The following is a 20,350-nucleotide window of genomic DNA, read 5'->3' as shown; positions in this document are numbered from 1 at the left end:
ACAACACGCGACGATCAATCGATCCTCGATCTCGTTCATCGGATTGATCTGGAACAGGGGCAGGTCAGCATCGCTCTGGATGCGAGCAAAGTCAGCGCTGTGGTTGGAACTGATATCGATGCAGCCGGTCCCGAACTTCTAAGCATCCGGGCACCGTTCCGTCAGCGCCGGCGCGGCGTGGAACTGAAGCTGATCGTCGACAATCCCTCCGCGCGCCGCGACGAGATGCTCATCCGGAACGTCACACGGGCCCACGCGTGGTTTGGAGAACTCCGCACCGGCTCCAGCTACGCAGACATCGCAGCGCGCGCAGGAACCTCAAAGCGCCGCATCATGCAGGTGGTCGACCTAGCCTTCCTGGCCCCTGACCTCACCACAGAAATCCTCGATGGCGCCCAGCCTGCGTCCCTCACTTCAGACCTTCTGATCAAGCGCGGCGTGCCGTCAAGCTGGACTGAGCAGCGGCAGCTCTTCGACTCGCTGCGCTAAACGCACCAATCCCTCAAATCCAAACCTGCTACCGGAACAAAGCGGAACAGAGACAGGCCCTGATTCCAGCCCATAAACCGCACACCGGAGACGCCTTGAGCAGAACGACATCGGCCTAACCGCCCGGAATGTCGGGGCAATTGCCGCAGGCTCTCGAAATGGTCGGAAAGGATGGACTGCCTGGCTGTGCACGCAGTCTTGAGCGAACCAGTCTCGGCCGGAAATTCCCTGTTTAACAGGGAAAGAACAGGGAAAAACTGCGTTTTCGGGCGAACTTGGCCTCATGCAGCTCTATTCGCACATATAAATCAGAGACTTACGCGCGAATTCCCTACTCAAATTAACAGGGAAGATAATTCAGACATCAGGGAATGAAATCGGACGAACAGGGAAGACGAGACTGCTACTGAATTTATGGGTTGGTGTCAGGCGACACAACGCCCCCTGCCCGCGTTCAGTAAATTTCCTCTAGAAGAACTAAAGAACAGGCTTCATGCGAACGCCTGAAGCCCGGTTTGTGCGCGTCCGAGGATCAACGCATGGATATCATGCGTGCCCTCATAAGTATTGACCGTTTCAAGGTTCTGGGCGTGACGGATCACTCCATATTCGGCCACTATCCCGTTGCCCCCAAGCATGTCGCGCGCCATGCGCGTAATGTCGAGCGCCTTCCCGCAGTTGTTGCGTTTGATCAAGCTGATTGCTTCGGGAGCGGCGGTGCCGTTTTCTAGCATACGTCCGACTTGAAGTGCTGCCTGAAGCCCCAGAGCGATCTCTGTCTGCATGTCGGCAAGCTTCTTCTGGAAAAGCTGTGTTTGCGCGATCGGTTTGCCAAATTGGCGGCGATCGAGACCATATTGGCGGGACCGGCGCCAGCTATCCTCGGCAGCGCCCATAACGCCCCATGCGATGCCAAAGCGTGCGCGGTTAAGACAACCGAAAGGCCCTTTCAGGCCCTCAACTTCCGGCAGGAGCGCATCTTCGCCAACTTCAACCTTATCCATTACGATCTCGCCCGTGATTGACGCACGAAGACTGAGTTTACCTTCGATTTTCGGCGCAGAGAGGCCAGGCATGCCTTTTTCAAGAATGAAGCCTTTAATCTTGCCTCCGTGTGCATTTGACTTGGCCCAGATGACAAAGACATCGGCGATAGGACTATTCGAGATCCACATCTTCGCCCCATTGAGAACGTAGCCGTCGTCTGTCTTGGTCGCGGTAGTCTTCATGCCGGCAGGATCTGAACCTGCCTCAGGCTCGGTCAGGCCAAAGCAACCGATTAGCGTACCCGCGGCAAGACCCGGCAGGTACTTCTTTCGCTGCGCATCGGTGCCATAAGCATTAATCGGATACATAACGAGGCTCGACTGAACGCTCATCATTGAACGATAGCCCGAGTCGATCCGTTCGATCTCGCGCGCGACCAGACCATAACTGACGTAACCAGCACCAAGGCCTCCCCATTCTTCGGGGATCGTTATCCCTAGAAGGCCCATTTCACCCATCTCAGCAAAAATCTCAGGAACAACTCCCTCTTCGAGATACATTTTATCAATGCGTGGAGCGAGTTTGTCAGCCGCATAAGAGGCCGCTGCGCCAGAAATCATGCGTTCGTCTTCGCTAAGCTGTTCGGCTAAGCCAAGAGGGTCCTCCCAATTGAATTCCGCCAACGAGGGCCCATGACCCGGCTTCGCTGAATCAAGCATCCGAAAGCTCCATTTTTGTTTGCAGCAAGGCCTGTTGCCCTGCAATTCTTCCCAAAACCACTGCGGACAACAGCCCGTTACCTGATAGGTACCCGCGATCTCCAGTCCCCGAGACACCCACCGCCGCGCCACCTGCGGCAAAGAGGTTGGGAGATATTGTGCCGTCTTTGAGTTTCACCCGGGCGTCAGGTGTGACGTTCAAACCGCCTTGCGTATGGAAGAGCGCTCCGGTCACTTTGACCGCCATAAATGGCGGTTTGAGGCTAAGACCGGAAAAACGCCTGCCAAACTCGTCAATGCCATCGACTGGAATTGACTCGATGGTCCTTTCCAGCGCGGATACGGGGAGTGCGCAGTTCTCCGCGAGATCAGAAACGCTTTTGCCGGTTCGGATCGCGCCCGCTGATTCAGCATCCTTGAAATCTTGAAACTGACGCGCGATGGCGGCGATGCGACTATCGAATACGGCCCATGCGACCCCATCGGGCTGGGCCAGAACAGCGCGTGCGGCCTCGGAATAGCCTTGGCTTTCGTCCCAGAACCGATGCCCTTCAAGGTTTACCTGAACACCGCCTGCGGTGATCACGGCCCAGCTAATCAAAATACCATGCGGTGTCGCAACATTGCCGTGGCCTTGATACGCTCCCAGATTAAGGCTTTCTGCGCCCAATGCGTCACCCCAGCGCACTGCATCGCCTGTGTTTCCACTGTGGCCGAACCAAAGCGCTTCTTCAATTTCGGGCATCAGACGCGACACCATTTCCCGGTTGCCTCCGAAACCATTGCAAGCGAGCAGAAGGCTGTCACAGCCAATGCGCTCGGGACCATCTGGCCCTTCGACCTCAACGCCAGTGATCCGGTTTCCATCGTGAAACAACGTCTTCGCTCGGCGGTTGCAGATGATATCAATGCCTTCCGCCTCGCATGCCGAGCGCAAACGGTCGACCAATTCACGACCAGAGCGGGTCGGCAAACCGTGCATTCGACGCTGCGAGTGACCGGGGTAATCAAAATCTGTAACAACTGAGAATGGCAGGTCGAAACGATCAACTAACCATTCAATCGTCGGCGCAGCGTTTTCAGCCAGGATATCGACCAGAGCCTGAGGGTTTTCGCCGTAAGCCTTTCGCTGTATGTCAGCAGCCAGAAGTTCAGCTTTATCTTCAATCCCGGCTTCCTTTTGAAAGCGTGTACCCGCCGCCGGTATCAAGCCAGCGGATAGCGCCGTGGATCCAGAAGGCAAGGCATCGGCTTCGATCACCAGCACGTCTCCGCCAGAGTCGACAGCGGAAAGCGCAGCAACCATACCACTTGCCCCTGCACCGATCACCAGGACTGGCACCTCAAGTTCGAACCCTTCGGATGGAGTGGCGCAAACGATTTTCATTTTTTGCCTTCAAAACTCTGACCTATTGCGAGCATCTCTTTGGTGCCAATGCGGTCGTTCAGGCCGTCGAAATCAAACATGCGATCCGCAAAAGGCCGATTTGAGCCGTTTGTTTTTAGGCTGCTGTAATACTCACCCGCCGTCTTCGCCAACGCGCGAACGATACCGCCGGGGAAGATCACGATGGAGTATCCGAGCTCTTCAAGATCAACGGCGCCTTTGAGAGGCGTAGCACCTCCTTCGACCATATTTGCCAAGAGAGGCACGCGGCCATTGAAATGCTGTGGTATTTCACGAAGTTCGTCGCCAGACCTCGGGGCCTCAATGAAGAGGACATCGGCGCCGGCTTCGACATAGGCATTCGCCCGGTCCAGCGCGGCGTTAAACCCTTCGACGGCAATAGCGTCCGTGCGTGCGATGATCAGCGTTTCACTGCTCTTGCGAGCGTCTGCCATCGCTGCGATCTTACCCGCCATCTCGCTAGCGGGGATCAGGGACTTATCAGAAAGATGCCCGCAGCGTTTTGGGAAAGTTTGGTCTTCCACTTGCAGCGCGCTTGCCCCCGCGCGCTCATAAAACCGCATCGTGCGCTGTGCATTCAAAGCGTTCCCGAACCCCGTATCGGCATCGACGATAACCGGCAAATCAATGCGGTCTCGTATCAGGGCCATGGTATCAGTCATCTCGCTGACCGAGGTAAGCCCAATGTCCGGCCTTCCAAGGCGCGTATACGCGACGGCAGCACCGGAAAGGTACAGCGCTTCGAAGCCGGCCTCTGACGCAATTGCTGATGTCAGGCCATCGTAGACACCCGGGGCGACGAGGATCTCGTTTTGCTGAAGACGCTCGCGAAGGCTCATGCAAGCTCCTCCAGGATCTCAGAGCAGGATTTGATCGGTGTAATCGATCCAAGCGAGACAAGCGTGGCGTCATGCACGTTCTGATTGAAAGCGGCACAGCCGTCGGACAACAGGATCGTGTGGATATTACGAAGATGTGCGTCGCGCACAGTACTGGCCACCCCGCCGTTTGTGACAATCCCGCCGACAATGATTGTATCGATGTCGAGGTAGCGAAGAATGTATTCAAGCCGTGTCTGGTAAAACGCTGAATAAGCGACTTTCTCAATCGTGAAATCCGCTGGCGCAAGTTCGTCAACAAGGCTGTGTCCGAAACCGCCCGGTGCGAAATCTCCCTTGCCGAGGAATGGCCGGAGCTCCTTCAAATGTGGAGCGATCAGTGGTTCTCCATCTGGCCCGGGCACGAGAGTAAACTGTGCGCTGATATGAATTCCACCCTTGGCGCGAAGTGCATCGGCCAGTGGCTTGACCCGATGAGGCAGTGCGGAAATGGCTCTTGAGGACTTCCCCGCGCGACCATAGGCCCCCTTGGGGTGGAGGAAATCATTCTGAAGGTCGATCGTCAGAAGTGCCGTGCGCTTTGGTTCAAATTGATGATTCATACTATGCCTCGCTGGGCTCAATAATTGTATTGCCGAAGGTATCAACGCGCCCGGTGAGACCCGGATCAATCAGAACGGTCGTGTCGGGTTGCACCAAAATGGCTGGACCTTCGATTTCCGAGCCAACCGGCAAGGAAAGGCGATCATAAATCGCCGTTTCGTACCAGGCGTCGCCGAAATGCACTTTGCGGCTGCCCGCCTGCGAGGCTTCCACGCTTCCGCCATCTGGAGCTAACGTGCTGAGGTCGAACTTCGGACGCTTCCCGATCACTGCAGTTCGAAGGTTCATCACGCGCCGCGCGCCGTTCTTCAAAAGACGCCCGAATGTCGCCGCGTATGCTGCGTCGAATGCCTCCTCTATTGCATCTTGCGAAAAATTTTTAACTTTGCCGTCGATCACCGTAATCGCAATTGGAACTGCAACCGTATGAGTCTGGCCCACATAGGCCATATCAAGTTCCACCAGGATCTCTCGTGCGTCAAACCGCGATTGAGCCGCGTCGAGAAGCGCCATACCCTCATCTATGTGCCCCTGCAGCCAGTTCCCAAGAGCCTCGAGTTCCAAGGTGGCGGTCAGTGAATTAATCGTCTGAACAAAGTCTTGCCGCATGTCCGCGATGACACAGCCCATTGCGCTCGTCACACCCGGATAACGCGGAATAATCGCGCGCGCGATCCCGACATCCTTGAGCATTGCTCCGGTGTGGAGAGCCCCCCCTCCGCCAAAAGGCATGAAGGCAAAGCGCTTGGGATCGAAGCCCCGCTCGATACTTACAAGCCGGATTGCACCAGCCATGCGAGAGTTGGCGACCCGCAAAATAGCTTCGGCGGCTGCCTCAATAGACAGCTCAAGTTTGGAACCAACATGTTCGTCGATTGCCCTTGCCGCGGCCTCAACGTCCATTCGTTCAAGCTTACCGCCAATCGGACTGTTGGGGTCGATGCGACCAAGCACAACATTGGCATCCGTCACGGTGGGACGAGTGTTGCCTTGTCCGTAGGCAACCGGCCCGGGTGTAGAACCCGCGCTTTCCGGACCGATGTTCAAAAGTCCACCACGGTCGACCCACGCAATTGAACCGCCACCTGCTCCGATAGTTGTGATCTCGATCATAGGCGCACGGACGACCATGCCAAAATCAATGGAAGTCTGCGGCGAAAGCATGGATTTTCCATTTGCGATAAGAGCCACATCGAAGCTCGTGCCACCCATATCACCGGTTATCACGTTATCGAAACCTGCCGTCTGAGCGATGTAGCCTGCCGCGATTACACCAGCGGCAGGGCCAGACAATGCCGTGCGGACAGGCAGTCGGCATGCGGTTTCAGTACCCATTACACCGCCATTCGACTGGACGATCATGAATTCTCCACCAAAGCCACCACGTTTGAGAGCAGTATCCAGTCGGTCGATGTAGCCGGAGACCTCAGGCTGAAGATAAGCATTCAATGCGGTTGTCGAGAATCGCTCAAACTCACGGATTTCCGGCAGAATCTCCGCCGACGCGCTGACATGCGGGTTTGGCCAGATCTCTCTGACCGCCTCAACCGCCCGCGCTTCGTTCGTCGCATTCGCGTAGGAATTTGCGAACAAGATCGCGACAGCCTGACAGTCTGATGCCAAGAGTGAGCTAGCGGCACTTCGAACTTCATCGAGATCAACAGGCGTGCGGATAGTGCCATCGGCAAGAGTCCGTTCAGAAACCTCAAGCCTTAAATCACGTGGTACAACAGGCTCGAACTCGCCGCGCAGTCCCCACGTCTGCGGACGATCACGCCGACGCATTTCCAGCACGTCGCGCAGTCCTTTTGTGGTAATGATACCGATCTTTGCGCCTTTGCGCTCAAGGAGGGCGTTTGTGCCCGCCGTTGTTCCGTGAACAACCACGCCAACTGTCGAAAGATCATCAACTTGCCGGCCAATCCCCTCAAGAAACCCGCCTGATTGATCGGGACGTGTAGTTGGGATTTTGGAAACCAAGGCTGTGCCCGAATCCTCGTCCAGAACGAAGACATCCGTGAATGTTCCGCCGACATCGACCCCGATCATGCGACTCATTGTGCTGCACCTGTCCAGGCCGATCCATAAAGCTCGGTCGCCGCGTCCGGCGTTACGTACCCTAGAGCCACATCGCGCGCGATTGCCGAAGCGGAACGGTCCTGTGGATTACCATATCCGCCGCCACCAGGCGTCTCGAGACGAACGGCCTGACCTTTCTCGAGCTTGATACCAAGCATTTTCGACGCCAACGGCGGTTCATGCCAGCCGTCGGATTGCTCGTAGCGGAAAGTGTTCATCGCGCCGCCACCGCCGCCAACAACACCGTTTGGTGGAAACCTGCCGCGCTCACCGAACAAAAAGGCTTCGGCTGTTTCTTCAAGAACTTCAATTTCATAGATAGCCCCCAGTCCACCACGATGAGCGCCTGCACCTGCACTGTCGGGGCGAAGCGCCCATTCTCGGAACATGACGGGGTATGCCGCCTCCAGAATCTCCATTGGCGGAATCGTTGCCGTTGAGATCGGCGCATTTCCGTGGTTTAAACCATCGCTTTCGATACTCCCACCATGACCGCCACCGTAGAAGCTGAACATCACCCATGGCTGACCATTGGCACGTTTTCCCGCAATCGAAAGCGCGTTGATTGTGCCGTAGGCGTTTGCCACGACACGATCCGGGGCGGCCTGAGAAGCAGCCGAAAAGATCACATCAATCATCCGCAAGATGGTCTCAGTATAGCCCCCCACCGGCGCCGGGAACTCAGCCGACAATAGCGATCCTTCGGGCACTCGCACCTCTACCGGGCGCATCACACCAGCGTTTGCAGGAAGGTCCGGGAATATATGCTTGATTGCCACATAGGCTGTCGCGACCGCGGTGGGCAACGCGATGTTGACGGGTCCGGCAGTCTTCGGAGCGGTTCCCTCAAAGTCCAGCACCATGCGATCGCCTTCAATCTCGAGAGCGACCCTAATGGGCAGGGCCACATCTGTGATCCCGTCATTATCGAGGTGATCGACTGCCTCCCATCGACCGTCAGGTAATTCTGCAAGCTCCCCCCTCATTAGGGTTTCCGCTCTGTCACCAAGAGCATCCAACGCAGCTTTGACCGTTACAGGTCCGTATTCATCCAGCAACTCATCCAGGCGCTTTGAACCAAGGTCCAATGCACCCAGTTGACCATTCAGATCGCCCATTGCGGATTGCGGCAGGCGCGTATTGCGCATCAGGATGTCGATAATGTCCTGCTGCACATCGCCAGCCCTTATCAATTTGACAGGTGGAAGGATGAAGGCTTCCTGAAACGCTTCCGTGGCGGACGGGTTGTAGTTTCCCGGAACGGCGCCGCCAACATCATGCCAATGACCAACGCTGGCGAGATAACAGAAAAGTTCACCATCACGAAAATACGGGCGTACAAGGCGCATATCAGACAGATGTGTGCCACCCATGTGAGCGTCGTTGAAGATATACGTATCGCCATCCGCAAGATCGCCAGCTTCGGCAGCCTTGTCGATCACGGCTTTGACAGCAAATGACATCACGCCAACAAAGATTGGCAACCCGGACTTCCCCTGAACAAGCGTATCACCCGTCTCCGAATGATAGAGTCCGTGCGACGCATCATGCGCCTCTGCGATGATCGGGTTAAAGGCAGCCCGAAAAAGTGTTGCGTCCATTTCGTCGGCAATCTGTTCCATTCGTCCGGCAAGAACCGCGAGTGTGATGGCGTCAATAGTGTCGCTCACTTCTGGCGCTCCTCGGCAATATCGTTCCAGACATCCTGACTGATCAGTTTTTCGCCTTTGATTTCAAAACGGTCTATGAACCGGATGCCCGCAAACGCCTCGCCGTTCGGCCATTCGCCAGACAGCGTGCCGCTGATGTAAACGACCGAGCAGTCACCTTCATAAAAGGCTTCCACAGTTTCGTTAGTCTTTTTCACAAAGCGATATCGGTGCTTGGCCCAGTCAATAAGCTCCGAGATACTCGACATTGGCTTAGTGCCCGGAAATGTCATTCGAAAACCGGTTGCCAACATTGCCTCGGCAGCGTCGATGTCCCGGGCTTCCATGGCGTCAAGATAAGCCAATGCGACCTGTTTTGGATCAGGGTTCGCAGGCGCCGGCGAGCGAGACGTCCCACCGCGTGCATAATTCTCCGGCGCCATTTCGTGTAGCATGACCGTGACGGCCTCATCCGACGCCGGCACGACTAAACGAATCGCGTTTGTCAGGGCTGCTGTCAGCCGTAATTTTTCTTCTGGCGAATAGCCTTCGAGAATGTGCGCCTCGACTATGGGCATCTGAGCCTCTCTAAAATCTGTGCTTTCAATATAACAGATATCGGACTATTTAAAGATCAAAATATTATCTAGAAGGGCGTCTGGTTATCTTGACCAACGCTCAGCCAGACCTAGGGTTTAGTCATCGAAAAGGGGACCTGCGGCTTTGACTATTCATGCTCAAACAGTTCTTCCCGAAGGCGGAAAAGCCCGACGTGTGTACCTCTTGCTCCGCGACGATATTTCGAATGGTCGATATACGGACGGCGAATTCCTGCCCGGTGAAAACCGCTTGGCGTCGTCTCTCAATGTTTCACGCATAACGGTGCGCCGAGCGTTGGACGCACTTGCTTCAGATGGCTGGATTGAGAAGAAAACAGGCGCGGGGTCAGTGGTTTTGAAGCGCGATGAAGGCGACAAGAAGATTGCTGCAAACCTAGCAACTCTTATACCACAACTTGTTGAATTTGATAGAAAAACAACTGCCCGCCTTCTGTCATTTGCATATGAGGTGCCGTCCAAAGCCGTCGCCAAATCCTTGGGTCTCCCCAAAGGAAGCAAAGTGCAAACAGCGGTGCGCGTTCGTCTTTCTAATGGTGAACCAATCTCTCATTTGACCACGCATGTGCCTGAAGATATCGCCCGGAACTATGACGAAACCGACCTAGCTTCACAGCCCCTGTTTCGACTTCTTGAGAGAAGTGGAGTTCAGGTTGATGGGGCAGATCAGACGGTAACGGCGTCGCTTGCGGCGCCAGACGTTGCCGAGGCGTTGGACGTTTCAGTGGGCTCGCCTCTTCTCTGGCTGGAGAGAATCGTACGGGACGTGGATGGCCGCGGTGTCGAGCACCTGTCTGCTTTGTATCGACCTGACCGTTTCCGCCTTGAGATGAGCATGACGCGCGTCGGTGCAGGTGACGCACGACATTGGGAACCCGTGATCGGAGCACTCGACGCATGACATCGCTCCTCGATAAACTCTGGGAGTCGCACGAGATCCTCCGAAGCGAGGATGGCCGCTCGCTCCTGTGGGTCGATCGGCATCTGGTGCACGAAGGGTCGCATCACGCATTCGCAAAACTCGCGCAACGCGGCGTATCAGTCGCCGAGCCGGGTCTCACGTTCGGAGTTGTCGATCACTACGCGCCCACGCGAGGTGTTGCGGCAAGCCCTGCGATCGCCCGCATGATCGACACCTTAGAAAAGAACGCCGCGGATCATGGCGTGACTTGTTTTGGTATGAACGATCCGAGACAGGGCATAGTCCATGTGATCGGGCCAGAGCAGGGACTTACTCTCCCCGGACTTTTGATCAATTGCGGTGACAGCCATACCTCGACACATGGTGCTTTCGGAGCGCTTGCTTTTGGCATCGGCGCGACCGAGGTCGCCCACGTGCTGGCAACCCAGACAATCTGGCAGAGTCGCCCGAAATCAATGAGGATCACCGTATCAGGCCGCCTGGCCTCCGGAGTTGGCGCCAAGGATCTGGCGCTTGCGTGGATTGGCAAAATGGGTTCAGGCGCAGCGCAGGGGCATGCCATCGAGTATTCTGGTGAAGCTATTCGTAGCCTGAGCATGGAAGGGCGCATGACGCTGTGCAACCTTTCTATTGAGGGTGGCGCGCGCTTCGGCATGATCGCGCCTGACGCGATAACTTTGGACTACATAACTGGCCGTCCGTTTGCCCCGGAAGGCGAGACGCTGGAGCGCGCTCAGGAATATTGGGAAACTCTGAAGAGCGATCCCAACACCGGATTTGATTGCGAAATCACAATTGATGCCTCTGAGATCGCACCAATCGTTACATGGGGGACCTCCCCTGAAGATGCACTCCCAGTGACAGCGACGGTTCCAACTCCAACTGAGCTCAACGGCGCTGATGCAGAGCGCGTGGCCGCAGCAATCGACTATATGGGGCTGGCTCCGGGCCGCGCCTTGTCGGATGTCCACATCGATCAGGTTTTCATCGGGTCATGCACGAATGCTCGTATTGAGGATCTTCGTGCGGCAGCGGCAGTTCTAGCCGGACGGCGCTCAAAGGTACCCGGTCTCGTTTCTCCGGGTTCTCAACTGATCAAGGCACAAGCCGAAGCAGAAGGCCTCGACCAGGTATTCCGCGACGCGGGACTTGAATGGGTCGACGCGGGTTGTTCAATGTGCGTAGCCATGAATGGCGATATTGTGGCGCCCGGAAAGAGATGTGCCTCAACGACCAATCGTAACTTCCGCGGACGTCAAGGCCGAGGCGCTCGTACACACTTGATGTCGCCAGCCATGGTGGCGGCTGCGGCAGTAACAGGACATCTAACAGACGTTCGACCTCTCTTGGTTGGGCGGGAATCGTCATGAAGGGATGGCGCGAACACAAAGGCTTGGCGACGGCTCTCAATTTAGAAAACGTCGATACAGACCAGCTGATCCCTGCCCGGTTCATGTCCACGCCCCGTGGCGAGGGATATGGTTCATTTCTGCTCCACGACATGCGATTTAGCGCCGAAGGCGATGCCGATCCCGACTTTCCGATCAATCGGTATCCTGATGTCAGCATCCTCGTCGGGCGCCGCAACTTTGGCAGTGGCTCCTCGCGAGAGGCCGCCGTGTACGCGCTGGCCGATTTTGGTATTCGCGCCGTTATCGCACCCAGTTTTGGCGATATTTTCGCATCAAATTCAGTAAATAATGGTCTTTTGCCGGCTTTGGTCAGCCAAGCGCATTCACAAGAGTTGCTCAACATACTTGGTACCGGGACGGTCGAGCTAGCGATCAACATCGAAACAAGAACAATCAGTGTCGATACAAAATCGATACCGTTCAAACTCAGCGAGGCCTGGTCTCAAAAGCTGATCAATGGATGGGATGACATCGACCTCACGCAACAGCACCGGCCAGCCATAACGGCATATCGGGCGCGGCGCGCCAAAACGTTGCCGTGGATAATTCCAAAAGTGGAAAACGTTGAATGAATGCGGGCTATTTTTTAGCTCGTCTTGCTAGGCGCCAGGGCACTGGCACAGGGATAGGAGGAACTACCCATGAAGATGCAACTCGCAGCCGGTATTGTTGCCGGAACAATGACCATCGGGGCCATTGCCCAAGCGCAAGAGACGATCACCGCCGTCCATGCGTTTCCTGAAACACTAATTTACACGCAGAGTTTCTTGTCGTTTGTCGACAAGGTAAACGACGCCGGAGAAGGCGTTGTTCAGATCGAAGTGCGCGGCGGCCCGGAAGCCATCGGCATGTTCCAGCAGCCCGATGCAGTGCGTGATGGCATCGTGGACATGGTTTACACTCCCGGCTCTTTCTACGGCGGTGCGCTGCCCGAGAAAGACGCTCTGGTCGCGTCGAACCTGACCGCTATTGAAACCCGTCAGAACGGTGGTATCGCTCTGATCGACGAGATCCATCAGGAAAAGATGGGCCTCAAGTATCTTGGCTGGTTCGACAGCGGTGTATGCTATAACCTCTGGACACGCGACGCGCCAACTTTTGACGCTGACGGCAATCTTGAAGTCGAAGGCCTCAAGCTACGCGGAAATGCGGTGTATAACGCCTTCTTCACCAACTATCTTGGTGCACAGGTTATCGATCTTCCAACCGGCGAAGTTTACGCGGCGCTCCAGCGCGGCGTCGTCGACGCAACAGGCTGGACGCAAATTGGTCTGATCGACCTCAAATGGAATGAGTTCCTGAACTATCGGATCGAGCCTTGCTTCTTCTCCACAGACCTCGGTGTGATCGTAAATCAAGACCGCTGGAACGAGTTGTCGGATGAAGCCAAAACGATCATTCAGGACGTTGCTATTCAGCACGAGATTGATAGCGTGAATGCACTGCGCGCCAAGCGTGATGCGGACTTTGCAGCACTTGAAGAGCAAGGTATGCAAGTTGTCGAACTCGAAGGAGATGCAAAAGCCGCTTACCTTTCGGCCGCACGTGAAAAGACATGGGAGCGGATGCAGGAACTGATGGCCGAGCATCCAATGGGAACAGCCAACTACGATCGTCTGATTGAACTGTTTTACGACGCCTCAGCAGACTAACAAGCTGATCCAAAACAAGGGTCCGGAGTACATTCGCTCCGGACCACCTTAGAATTGAAAGTTCCCATGCGAGCACTGATCAGGATCTACGATTCCTTGCTGATTTTCATGGCCCTGATTTCGGCGGGAACATTGGTCTGGCTGATGATCTCGGTCGTCCTGTCCGTCTTGATGCGCAACATGGGTATTCAGCCATGGGCGTGGCTATTCACTTCAGCGGAATACGGCATTCTCTATATGACGATGCTGGGAGCTCCGTGGCTGGTGCGTGAAAGGGGCCATGTGCATATTGAGTTGGTGACTGCCGCACTCAAGCCGGCATTGCGACGAATTGTGAGTCGACTTGTTGCGGCCGCCTGCGTTGCTGTCTCTCTCATCCTTGCCTGGTACGGTCTTGAACTGTTCCTCACTAATATTGAACGCAATGATTATGACGTCCGCGCGTACTTTTATCCGCGTTGGTTGCTGACAATTACCTTCCCTATCGCTTTCAGTTTTATGGCGATTGAATTTGCCCGCTTCGTATTTGGAAGCGAACTGATGCACTCGGGTGAAGCGGGGATCCACGAATAATGGAATGGTTCGAGGCTCTTGCGCTGCTGATTGGCAGCATCATGGTCCTGATGGCCGTGGGTATGCCGGTTGCGCTCGCCTTTCTAGCCGCAAACATCCTTGGAGCATGGGTCTTCATGGGCGGTGAACGCGGCGTCGTTGCCCTTTTGAACAACGGCTGGGGCTCGCTGTCGAAATTCGCGCTTGTTCCCATCCCGCTTTTCTTGCTGATGGGCGAGATATTCTTTCACACCGGCCTAGGTGGCCGGATGTTCTCGGCAATCGATAGATTGTTGGGCCGGCTCCCTGGTCGTCTAAGCTATGTCACCGTTCTCGGCGGTACCGGTTTTTCAACTCTCTCGGGTTCATCAATGGGGTCCACGGCACTCCTGGGCTCGCTCATGGTTCCCGAAATGACCCGGCGAGGCTATAAGAAGCACATGTCCATCGGGCCCATCCTTGGCACGGGTGGCTTAGCGATAATCATTCCGCCCTCGGCTCTGGCGGTCCTACTCGCGACCTTGGCGCAAATCGACGTTGGTGCCTTGCTGATAGCCGGAATAATCCCGGGCCTGATCCTTGCAGCCTTCTATATCGGTACGATTTTCTTGCAGACCCGTCTGGATCCCGAGGCCGCACCGCCCTACGAGGTCGAAAACCAAACCATCGCCGAGAAGATCGGGCTGTTGCTTCGCGACGTGATACCGATGATCGGCCTGATGGTCGTTATCGTAGTAATGATGATCAACGGCATTGTTACACCGTCAGAAGCCGCCGCCTTTGGCGCGCTGGGGGTGCTGGTCCTTGCTATAGTCTACCGCTGCCTGAGCTGGGCGGCACTCAAGGCATCAATTCGCGGTGCGTTGCGCGTCACTTTGATGGCCTATCTGATCGTCTTTGGCTCAGCAACGTTCAGCCAGCTGTTGGCCTTCTCCGGTGCCTCACGCGGTCTCATAACCTGGGCCACCGGTTTCGAGCTTGACCCAATTTACATGTTGGTCGTGATGTTTTGCGTATTGCTGGTTCTCGGGATGTTCATGGAGCAAATTTCCATGATGCTGCTGACAGTCCCGATCTTTTTCCCGTTGGCTTTGAGCCTTGGCTTTGATCCAATCTGGTTTGGTCTTATCATGCTGTTGGCACTTGAAATAAGCTTCACGACCCCTCCGTTCGGCTTATTGCTCTTTGTCATGAAAGGTGTCGCGCCCTCCGATACAACTATGCGCGAAATTTATCTTTCAGCTATCCCTTTTATCCTCTGCTCGCTTCTCGTTGTGGTGTTGCTGGTCCTGTTTCCACCCATCGCACTTTGGTTGCCGGGACTAGGATAAGTTATAGTGACAAAGCCGAGGCGCTTTGTTTCATAGCTTTCTTCAATGCTGCGTTCGGAAAGCATTTCCTCGACTTCTCGGAAGTTCGGCGAAAGCGAAAGTAGAGACAAACCGAACGATAGATGACCGCGGGCGGAAAGCGGTGGCGTGTGTAGGATATTCTTCTTATTCAACGACAATTGCCCGTCGTTGGATCAAGCGTCGAGATAACGTGACATGCCATCACCACACTTGACTAGGGTCAAGTACCCTTCAGGGCAGGTTCAGTAGTATTTCTGCAAATCAGCAATCGAAGGAGATTAGGATGGTAGAGAAGACCCACACCAGCGGCTTTTGGCCTTCGCTCTACGACCCGCTCCGCCAAGTCGGCGAGCGTGTCAAAGAGTGGCTTGCACCCGCCTCTGAAGCGTCCGGGAACGACGACGCGTATAGGATAACTGTGGAACTGCCCGGTGTCGCGGAACAGGACATCCATCTAAGTATTGAGGATGGCTTCGTTACCTTGAAGGGAGAAAAGCGGACTGAACGCGAGGAGAAGGGTAAGACATGGTATTTCTCTGAGCGACAATATGGGTCGTTCAGCCGATCATTCCGACTTCCACCAGACGCGGAAGCAGGTAAGGTCGATGCTCAGCTGAAGGACGGTGTGCTGACAATCACCGTTCCGAAGACCGCTCCCAAGAAATCACAAACCGGCAAGGTGGAGATACGCAAGGGCTAGCTACAACGCAGCCTCGACGCCGGCACCCCAGCGTAATTGATGTGAGCCTACTAAGTGGCAGCGCAGTGCGTGATGAGGTCAGAGGACTGAACCGCAACTTGGTAGCTGTCTGATCAGCAGTCACGCGCTTGGCGAATGTATCACCAAGCGTCGTCTGTCTCGAACTTGCCGGGGCGTAGCTCGCAGTGCTTGCGGAAACTGCGAGGTCTAACGCTCACACTAGCCCGCCTATAATTGGGCGAATACAATGTTCATTCTTCTGGCTTGTAGGTCTGTCCCGAGAGAAACCCGAGGTAGAACGCTGAAATCGACGCCAGCGCCGCAGCCCACATCATATCTCCTGCGGAGAAGATGAAGAGACACCAGAGAGCGATGTTGCCATACACTGGCAATTTGCCAGTAACCTTATCGAACATTTTCAATTTTCCTTCTCGAAATCTAAGGATGCCAACAACAGACCTTAGAGCCAACTTCAAGCGGAAGCCTCAGAAGGGCATTGTCAGAGGAAACCTCGTTGTGTCGGGCAGCCTCTCAAATCGAAATCACTTCGAGCAGAGCCGCGCCGCCGCTGTCGCCGATTGGCGCAGCCTCTACGGGGCCATGTTGGCGTGCTATCGAGCGCGTTGAATATTGAAAAAGCTTTGTCACGTTTACTACGATGATCAGCTGCATCATGAAGTTACTGATAAAATCCTTGTAGGAGATCCAGCGATGCGATTCATCTTTGGGCAGTCTGTTCTGGCGCTCCTATTGCTATTCACAACTGTGGCTGCATTGGCCGGGGAAATCATGGTCGAGGATTTCGAAATACAACCGCAAACCCGCTGGCGCTTCTTCACAGATAGCGTAATGGGCGGCGTCTCTGCAGGCCAGGTCGCCTTCGTTCCAGAAGATGGTCAGGTGCATGCGCACATGACGGGAAAGGTGAGCACCGAAAACAATGGCGGCTTCATCCAGATGCGCATGGAACTGCCGGACGGAGCCCCGGATGGTACCACTGGAGTGCGCCTCGTTGTCCGTGGGAATGACCAGCGGTATTTCGTCCATCTGCGTACAAGCGGGACCATGCTCCCGTGGCAGTACTATCAGGCAGGTTTCGAGGTGACCGGAGACTGGCGGGAGGTTGGGCTTTCATTTGACATGTTCACCCGCTCTGGTCGCCTTCTTCGCGCTTTTCCACAAGCCGATAGTCTGAAATCAATCGCGGTCGTCGCCTATGGCCGTGATCATGATGCAGAGATTGATGTCAGAGAGGTTGGTTTCTATTAGCAGCTTTGAAATCTAAACCGCCGGCAGACTTTATGGGTTTTACGATCAAGGCGCCTATATCCGATGTATGAGTAATCTTCCCACCGAAAACGTCCAGAACTATCCACGCCCACCGGCATTGGAACAGGTATCACACAGACTTCTAGTCCGTTTGGGCGGCCAGGTGGCTGCCGATACGAACCAAGGCTACCGTGTGCTGGAGACCCACCATGCGCCTACCTACTATTTTCCACCAATTGACGTTCTTGCTCGGCTCGAGCCCGCCTCAGGACGAAGCCTCTGTGAATGGAAAGGACTGGCCGGTTATTTCGACGTGATCTGTGGCACGGCAAACGCCCGCCGGGCGGCGTGGGTATTTGAAGAACCTTCGACTGCGTTCCAGGCCATAGCTGGCTATGTCGCCTTTTATGCCGGACCAATGGAGGCCTGCTTCGTCGGTGACGAGCAAGTGATCCCACAGCCGGGGGATTTTTATGGCGGCTGGGTGACTTCGAACCTCAGAGGCGTTCCCAAGGGCGCGCGGGGAACGGAACACTGGTAGGGTCGTTAGCTTGTGACGCGGCTCTCGTGACTCGCATTTCTGATTTAGTCGCTCTGGGAAGGAAGAGGTTTTGGATGTAGTCGTAATCGGCGCTAGCCTGTCAGGACTGACAGCAGCAGCTACACTACTTAAGGCCGGAGCCGATGTTCAGCTTCTCGAAGCCGACACGTACATTGGGGGCCGCATTCGCGCGTTGCGTGATCCGATTGGAAATCGCGCACTCGCCGATCTCGGTCCGACCTGGGTCTGGCCAAAATATCAGCCCGTAGTCGCTCAATGGCTCGAAACCCTTGGGCTGCAGACTCTTGAGCAGTTCAACGACGGTGATGCCGTCATTCTGGGATTCGGGCCTGCACCGGTTCGCCAGCCGCTCCCTGGGCAAGAAGGCATGGTTCGCATTGTCGGCGGTCCCAGCGCCTTGATTGATGCCCTCGTCAATCGGATCGGTCATGACAATATCAGAAAGTCTGCACCAGTTGTGGAAGTATCCGAGAAAGGGCCAGAACAATTGGCCGTCAGGCTCGGTTCAGGTGAAGCCATCACCGCGAGAAAAATTGTCCTATCCATTCCGCTTCGTGTTGCCGCAGAGACGGTAGAGCTTCCTTGGGCAACAACGGCCCTGATCGATGCGATGCGGAAGACACCGACCTGGATGAGCACACACGCCAAGGCCATCGCCCTATACGAACGACCCTTCTGGCGGGAGGCAGGGCTATCGGGCAGGATCGCAAGCCGTAGCGGTCCTCTCGTTGAAGCGCATGACCATTCAGGGCCTGATGGCTCTCCAGCTGCAATTTTTGGCTTTGTTGGCTGGCCACCTGATATTCGGCGACGGGACACCGATGGGCTCAAAGAGGCAATTCTGAACCAGCTCGCCGAGTGCTTTGGGCCAGAGGCTGCACACGCAATGGACTTGACTGGGCACGACTGGGCAGCGAACCCAAACATCGTCACAGACCTCGATCTATCAGCGCCCGCCAACCACCCAGATGTTGGTCCTGCAATCCTAAGACAGGCGTATCTCGGTGGCCGTGTCCGGTTTGCTGTGTCAGAGACCTCAGAAGCCAGTCCTGGACTCATTGAGGGCGCGCTCGCAGCGGGTGAGAAGGCGGCAAAGGATATTCTGGCTCGAATTGGCGACTAACTCGAGCCGTCGCTGATTATTCCGGGCTCTATCGGTCTGTGGACATGATTAATCTCTCGACAGAGATCGATACCCTGATCCAAACGAAGTCAGGTGCGCAAGGACCGGCTAAAGCTGGAAGAGAAGAAGAATTGCTAACGAAAACAATAGCAGCAGTGATGACGGTCTATTGTGATGTCGTGTCCTAACTGATGTCTGATCTGCGAAGCTGGCATCAGCCGCAAGTCTGGTCGCTTTGAAAAGGAGCTCTCAAAAACCAACCTGACTTTCGCCGGTTCCCGTAGAAGCCCGCGTGCAGAGGGACTACAACAGTCACGGAAACAGCTCGGGTGTGTTTGTGGCCGGGCAAAAGCAGGAGAGTAAGATGGCTACATATCTCGTCACAGGTGCCAACAAGGGCATCGGCCTTCAGGTCTGCAGCCAGCTTGTTGCGCGGGGCGACGAGGTGATCGCCGTCTGCCGTAGCTCAAGCGCTGAGCTTCGCGATCTTGAGCTCAGAATCATCGAGGATATCGACGTCAGCGAAGCCAAAGCAGTGGCGCGGCTGAAATCCGTGCTCGGGGACAAGAAGATCGAAGTGTTGCTCAATAATGCCGGCATTCTGCATGGCGACAGCTTCGGTAGTCTGGACTACGAAGACATGGTTCTGCAATTTCGGGTGAATTCCTTGGGCCCGCTGCGCGTGACCGAAGCACTGGTCGACAACATCGTCGATGGCGGAAAAGTAGGCGTCGTCTCGAGCCGGGTTGGCTCGATCGGAGATAACGGATCGGGCGGGTACTACGGATATCGGGCCTCCAAATCAGCAGTGAACCAGATCGGTATGAACCTGACGCATGAGCTACGGCCCCGAGGCATTGCCGTGGCGCTTCTTCACCCTGGAATGGTGGCAACCACCATGACTGGCGGCCAAGGCATCAATCCGGCCGAGGCTGCTCGCGGGCTTATCGACCGCATTGACGAACTGACGCTAGAGACAAGCGGCCACTTCTGGCATGCTGAAGGTTACGAGCTTCCCTGGTAGGAGGTTCCCTACTAATCCCCTACCAACATCAATTAGAGTACCGCTGCAAAACTGGCGCCATAGACAAAGTCTGCCGCGGTCAAACCAAACCCGGGAAACAAGGCAAACCCGGAGTCTGCCCACCTCATCGACGGCTCTTGGAACACGACGTGCGTAGCGCCCCTCGGCCCAGCCCCTTTGGCTCGTTTTGAGTTCATTGGGGGCATGGATTATGCCCCGATAACAAAAGCGGTCATTTTTGCATTCCGCAGCGAGTGGCCAGTTCGAGCCCAAATGTATGTACCGGCTGCTGTTCGCAAGTGTTCAATTGCATGTCTTCTGGAAGTCGCTGATATGTATCCGGCCTTTGGATCGGCTTGTTTTGCTTGCCGTGGCCCTGTTGGGAGTACGCA

Annotated in this window: 19 protein-coding genes and 1 pseudogene; 12 read left to right on the top strand and 8 right to left on the bottom strand. The window is 55.5% G+C overall.

From position 1 onward, the window contains the following. Positions 1-489, top strand: a pseudogene (locus BOA8489_RS20565) (recombinase family protein); the annotation flags it as partial. 491 nt (positions 490-980) lie between these two features. On the opposite strand, the gene BOA8489_RS19100 reads toward BOA8489_RS20565, so the two are convergent. The 7 genes from BOA8489_RS19100 to BOA8489_RS19070 are packed head-to-tail and all read right to left on the bottom strand — an operon-like array spanning position 981 to position 9,351. Next, on the bottom strand, positions 981-2,195 hold the full coding sequence (locus BOA8489_RS19100; protein ID WP_093975912.1) for an acyl-CoA dehydrogenase: 1,215 nt from the start codon (positions 2,193-2,195) through the stop codon (positions 981-983). Continuing rightward, positions 2,188-3,582 (bottom strand): FAD-dependent oxidoreductase, encoded by a 1,395-nt coding sequence (locus tag BOA8489_RS19095; RefSeq protein ID WP_093975911.1) that lies wholly within the window; start codon positions 3,580-3,582, stop codon positions 2,188-2,190. The genes BOA8489_RS19100 and BOA8489_RS19095 overlap by 8 nt, the downstream gene beginning before the upstream one ends. Beyond that, positions 3,579-4,442: an isocitrate lyase/PEP mutase family protein gene (locus BOA8489_RS19090; RefSeq protein ID WP_093975910.1), complete on the bottom strand. Its 864-nt coding sequence runs from the start codon at positions 4,440-4,442 to the stop codon at positions 3,579-3,581. Before BOA8489_RS19090 ends, BOA8489_RS19095 begins: the two co-directional genes overlap by 4 nt. Then, the gene (locus BOA8489_RS19085) at positions 4,439-5,044 is read right to left on the bottom strand and encodes a cysteine hydrolase family protein (RefSeq protein ID WP_093975909.1); all 606 of its coding nucleotides are present in this window, start codon (positions 5,042-5,044) and stop codon (positions 4,439-4,441) included. Before BOA8489_RS19085 ends, BOA8489_RS19090 begins: the two co-directional genes overlap by 4 nt. Position 5,045: 1 nt before the next feature. Next, the gene (locus tag BOA8489_RS19080; protein WP_093975908.1) at positions 5,046-7,103 is read right to left on the bottom strand and encodes a hydantoinase/oxoprolinase family protein; all 2,058 of its coding nucleotides are present in this window, start codon (positions 7,101-7,103) and stop codon (positions 5,046-5,048) included. Further along, positions 7,100-8,794 carry a hydantoinase B/oxoprolinase family protein gene (locus BOA8489_RS19075; protein ID WP_093975907.1) on the bottom strand — a complete coding sequence of 565 codons (1,695 nt, stop codon included), beginning with the start codon at positions 8,792-8,794 and terminating at the stop codon, positions 7,100-7,102. The genes BOA8489_RS19080 and BOA8489_RS19075 overlap by 4 nt, the downstream gene beginning before the upstream one ends. Then, a complete protein-coding gene (locus BOA8489_RS19070) occupies positions 8,791-9,351 on the bottom strand; it encodes a tautomerase family protein (RefSeq protein ID WP_093975906.1) in 561 nt (186 codons plus the stop codon). The genes BOA8489_RS19075 and BOA8489_RS19070 overlap by 4 nt, the downstream gene beginning before the upstream one ends. Positions 9,352-9,496: 145 nt before the next feature. Here BOA8489_RS19070 and BOA8489_RS19065 point away from each other — a divergent pair, with 145 nt between their 5' ends. From BOA8489_RS19065 to BOA8489_RS19035, 7 genes are all read left to right on the top strand, one after another. After that, complete coding sequence (locus BOA8489_RS19065) at positions 9,497-10,291, top strand: GntR family transcriptional regulator (protein WP_093975905.1); 795 nt, start codon at positions 9,497-9,499, stop codon at positions 10,289-10,291. Further along, entirely contained in the window at positions 10,288-11,682 is a 1,395-nt protein-coding gene (gene leuC / locus BOA8489_RS19060) for a 3-isopropylmalate dehydratase large subunit (RefSeq protein ID WP_093975904.1), read from the top strand. The genes BOA8489_RS19065 and leuC overlap by 4 nt, the downstream gene beginning before the upstream one ends. Further along, on the top strand, positions 11,679-12,296 hold the full coding sequence (gene leuD / locus BOA8489_RS19055; protein WP_093975903.1) for a 3-isopropylmalate dehydratase small subunit: 618 nt from the start codon (positions 11,679-11,681) through the stop codon (positions 12,294-12,296). The genes leuC and leuD overlap by 4 nt, the downstream gene beginning before the upstream one ends. Before the next feature lie 69 nt (positions 12,297-12,365). After that, positions 12,366-13,376: a TRAP transporter substrate-binding protein DctP gene (dctP, locus tag BOA8489_RS19050; protein WP_093975902.1), complete on the top strand. Its 1,011-nt coding sequence runs from the start codon at positions 12,366-12,368 to the stop codon at positions 13,374-13,376. Positions 13,377-13,442: 66 nt separating this feature from the next. Next, positions 13,443-13,949 carry a TRAP transporter small permease gene (locus tag BOA8489_RS19045; protein ID WP_093975901.1) on the top strand — a complete coding sequence of 169 codons (507 nt, stop codon included), beginning with the start codon at positions 13,443-13,445 and terminating at the stop codon, positions 13,947-13,949. Continuing rightward, positions 13,949-15,259, top strand: coding sequence for a TRAP transporter large permease (locus BOA8489_RS19040; protein ID WP_093975900.1), 1,311 nt, complete (start codon positions 13,949-13,951; stop codon positions 15,257-15,259). Before BOA8489_RS19045 ends, BOA8489_RS19040 begins: the two co-directional genes overlap by 1 nt. 304 nt (positions 15,260-15,563) lie before the next feature. Continuing rightward, positions 15,564-15,980, top strand: a complete 417-nt coding sequence (locus BOA8489_RS19035; protein WP_093975899.1) for an Hsp20/alpha crystallin family protein — start codon at positions 15,564-15,566, stop codon at positions 15,978-15,980. A 251-nt stretch (positions 15,981-16,231) separates the two neighbouring features. Here BOA8489_RS19035 and BOA8489_RS20560 read toward each other — a convergent pair whose 3' ends face one another. Then, positions 16,232-16,396 carry a hypothetical protein gene (locus tag BOA8489_RS20560; protein ID WP_176440378.1) on the bottom strand — a complete coding sequence of 55 codons (165 nt, stop codon included), beginning with the start codon at positions 16,394-16,396 and terminating at the stop codon, positions 16,232-16,234. A gap of 295 nt (positions 16,397-16,691) precedes the next feature. Here BOA8489_RS20560 and BOA8489_RS19030 point away from each other — a divergent pair, with 295 nt between their 5' ends. From BOA8489_RS19030 to BOA8489_RS19015, 4 genes are all read left to right on the top strand, one after another. Beyond that, the gene (locus BOA8489_RS19030; RefSeq protein ID WP_093975898.1) at positions 16,692-17,249 is read left to right on the top strand and encodes a CIA30 family protein; all 558 of its coding nucleotides are present in this window, start codon (positions 16,692-16,694) and stop codon (positions 17,247-17,249) included. Between the two features lie 67 nt (positions 17,250-17,316). Next, positions 17,317-17,790, top strand: a complete 474-nt coding sequence (locus tag BOA8489_RS19025) for a DUF427 domain-containing protein (protein ID WP_093975897.1) — start codon at positions 17,317-17,319, stop codon at positions 17,788-17,790. A gap of 70 nt (positions 17,791-17,860) precedes the next feature. Continuing rightward, entirely contained in the window at positions 17,861-18,934 is a 1,074-nt protein-coding gene (locus tag BOA8489_RS19020) for a flavin monoamine oxidase family protein (protein WP_093975896.1), read from the top strand. 364 nt (positions 18,935-19,298) lie between these two features. After that, positions 19,299-19,958: an SDR family oxidoreductase gene (locus tag BOA8489_RS19015; protein ID WP_093975895.1), complete on the top strand. Its 660-nt coding sequence runs from the start codon at positions 19,299-19,301 to the stop codon at positions 19,956-19,958. Positions 19,959-20,350 lie beyond the last annotated feature (392 nt).

The organism is Boseongicola aestuarii (assembly GCF_900184815.1).
GTDB lineage: Bacteria > Pseudomonadota > Alphaproteobacteria > Rhodobacterales > Rhodobacteraceae > Boseongicola > Boseongicola aestuarii.
This window is presented reverse-complemented; position numbering and strand designations above follow the sequence as displayed.

Coding starts and splice junctions, on each gene's coding strand:
- BOA8489_RS19100 (WP_093975912.1), bottom strand. CDS start 2,195: ATGCTTGATTCAGCGAAGCCGGGTCATGGGCCCTCGTTGGCGGAATTC.
- BOA8489_RS19095 (WP_093975911.1), bottom strand. CDS start 3,582: ATGAAAATCGTTTGCGCCACTCCATCCGAAGGGTTCGAACTTGAGGTG.
- BOA8489_RS19090 (WP_093975910.1), bottom strand. CDS start 4,442: ATGAGCCTTCGCGAGCGTCTTCAGCAAAACGAGATCCTCGTCGCCCCG.
- BOA8489_RS19085 (WP_093975909.1), bottom strand. CDS start 5,044: ATGAATCATCAATTTGAACCAAAGCGCACGGCACTTCTGACGATCGAC.
- BOA8489_RS19080 (WP_093975908.1), bottom strand. CDS start 7,103: ATGAGTCGCATGATCGGGGTCGATGTCGGCGGAACATTCACGGATGTC.
- BOA8489_RS19070 (WP_093975906.1), bottom strand. CDS start 9,351: ATGCCCATAGTCGAGGCGCACATTCTCGAAGGCTATTCGCCAGAAGAA.
- leuC (WP_093975904.1), top strand. CDS start 10,288: ATGACATCGCTCCTCGATAAACTCTGGGAGTCGCACGAGATCCTCCGA.
- leuD (WP_093975903.1), top strand. CDS start 11,679: ATGAAGGGATGGCGCGAACACAAAGGCTTGGCGACGGCTCTCAATTTA.
- dctP (WP_093975902.1), top strand. CDS start 12,366: ATGAAGATGCAACTCGCAGCCGGTATTGTTGCCGGAACAATGACCATC.
- BOA8489_RS19045 (WP_093975901.1), top strand. CDS start 13,443: ATGCGAGCACTGATCAGGATCTACGATTCCTTGCTGATTTTCATGGCC.
- BOA8489_RS19040 (WP_093975900.1), top strand. CDS start 13,949: ATGGAATGGTTCGAGGCTCTTGCGCTGCTGATTGGCAGCATCATGGTC.
- BOA8489_RS19035 (WP_093975899.1), top strand. CDS start 15,564: ATGGTAGAGAAGACCCACACCAGCGGCTTTTGGCCTTCGCTCTACGAC.
- BOA8489_RS20560 (WP_176440378.1), bottom strand. CDS start 16,396: ATGTTCGATAAGGTTACTGGCAAATTGCCAGTGTATGGCAACATCGCT.
- BOA8489_RS19030 (WP_093975898.1), top strand. CDS start 16,692: ATGCGATTCATCTTTGGGCAGTCTGTTCTGGCGCTCCTATTGCTATTC.
- BOA8489_RS19025 (WP_093975897.1), top strand. CDS start 17,317: ATGAGTAATCTTCCCACCGAAAACGTCCAGAACTATCCACGCCCACCG.
- BOA8489_RS19015 (WP_093975895.1), top strand. CDS start 19,299: ATGGCTACATATCTCGTCACAGGTGCCAACAAGGGCATCGGCCTTCAG.